Source organism: Bacillus sp. P4_D3, assembly GCF_056401855.1.
On record NZ_JBFUIN010000808.1, the window covers coordinates 1 to 1,314 of the forward strand.

The 1,314-nt window shown below is 29.1% G+C and carries 3 protein-coding genes; 1 reads left to right on the forward strand and 2 read right to left on the reverse strand.

Annotated elements, in window-relative coordinates; translation table 11 throughout:
- The coding region (locus AC1DTM_RS26885; RefSeq protein WP_477001321.1) for an alcohol dehydrogenase catalytic domain-containing protein at positions 1 to 366 on the reverse strand (366 nt) is incomplete at its 3' end.
- A 118-nt stretch (positions 367 to 484) separates the two neighbouring features.
- On the opposite strand from AC1DTM_RS26885, the gene AC1DTM_RS26890 reads away from it, so the two are divergent.
- On the forward strand, positions 485 to 727 hold the full coding sequence (locus tag AC1DTM_RS26890) for a hypothetical protein (protein ID WP_016104931.1): 243 nt from the start codon (positions 485 to 487) through the stop codon (positions 725 to 727).
- Between the two features lie 35 nt (positions 728 to 762).
- On the opposite strand, the gene AC1DTM_RS26895 is transcribed toward AC1DTM_RS26890, so the two are convergent.
- Positions 763 to 966 (reverse strand): hypothetical protein, encoded by a 204-nt coding sequence (locus AC1DTM_RS26895; protein ID WP_016104930.1) that lies wholly within the window; start codon positions 964 to 966, stop codon positions 763 to 765.
- Positions 967 to 1,314 lie beyond the last annotated feature (348 nt).

Genomic DNA, 1,314 nt, shown 5'->3' on the forward strand with positions numbered 1-1,314 from the left:
TGACAGAATGGATAATAAGGCAACTTTAGGCTTTATATAACTAGGTACTCGAGTTACTTTATGTCCCTTAACTATTCCTATCGTTTGATGCCCATAAAAAGAAACTACTTTATCGCCTACGCTTAAATTTGTTACTTTACTACCAACTTGAATAACTTCACCATAACTTTCATATCCAGTTTCTCTCGGATATAAAGGATTAACATCTGAAATGTCCGATTCTTTATACTGTGGTAACTCTGCCCCAATACTTATTGCACCTGCGATTGTTTTAACGATAATTTCATCATCCTGTATGGGCCTAATTTCACCCGTTTCCCACTTTAACTGTTTAGATCCTTCTAAAACTAATTTATATTGTTCCATTGAAATCCTCTCACTTTATAAAAATATATTCACACTAAACTTCAAGCTATAATAATCAATATGAAAGATTCATCCAAAATTAAAGCTATAATGTTGGCTAGCACTCAACAGTGATAACATGATAATTGAATTTGATGGATATGGAATTAATGAGTATGCTATTGGCCCTAACTGTTCTATTAACGAGTTAATAGTAATGTATTTAAACGTGAAAAATGAAGAGTTATCTAATGAGAATCTTGTAAGTTTATTTTGTGCACGATATCATTTTGAAAACATTCCAAAGTCATTACAAGAAAACATTACGTGCAATGTCGTCATTGATTTAGACACGGACTATATTTATATCCCTAATAGATAACAATAACCTAATAAACTAAAATGATTTAATGTAACTTACGATTCAGACAAAAATTTAATAAAGTAAGTAATTGCCCAAATGGAAGTCGCGAATTGAGTGACAAAATACATTGTCCATTCGAAAGAAGTCAGTTTTCTCTCTCGTTTAATCTTCTTTAAGTATCTGTAAAATATTAATGTACTCAAAAACATAAGTAATAAAGATAATTGTTGTAAATCATCGACTATACGTACCGCCATTGACTCCATCACCCTCCTATACAAAATATAAACTATACTTTAAGGATATCATTAGTTTGGTAATGTTTTTCCATTTATTCAATGAAATTTTAAAAATGTTTTATTTATAAATACAATAATCGCCTACTCATAAATTTGATGGGCGATTATTATTTTTTTAAAAATAATTGCTTTACTTCATACCATTTTCAAAATGCTTTAATTTAATCACGATATTAATAATAGGTTTTGGTGTAAATGATTCTTGCAAGGAATCTCCTAATCTTGGACTTACTGATTTGAAAAAATAAAATTATTATGCCGTCTCAATTACCATTATTTCGGAAAATAATGTGCTATTATATATTC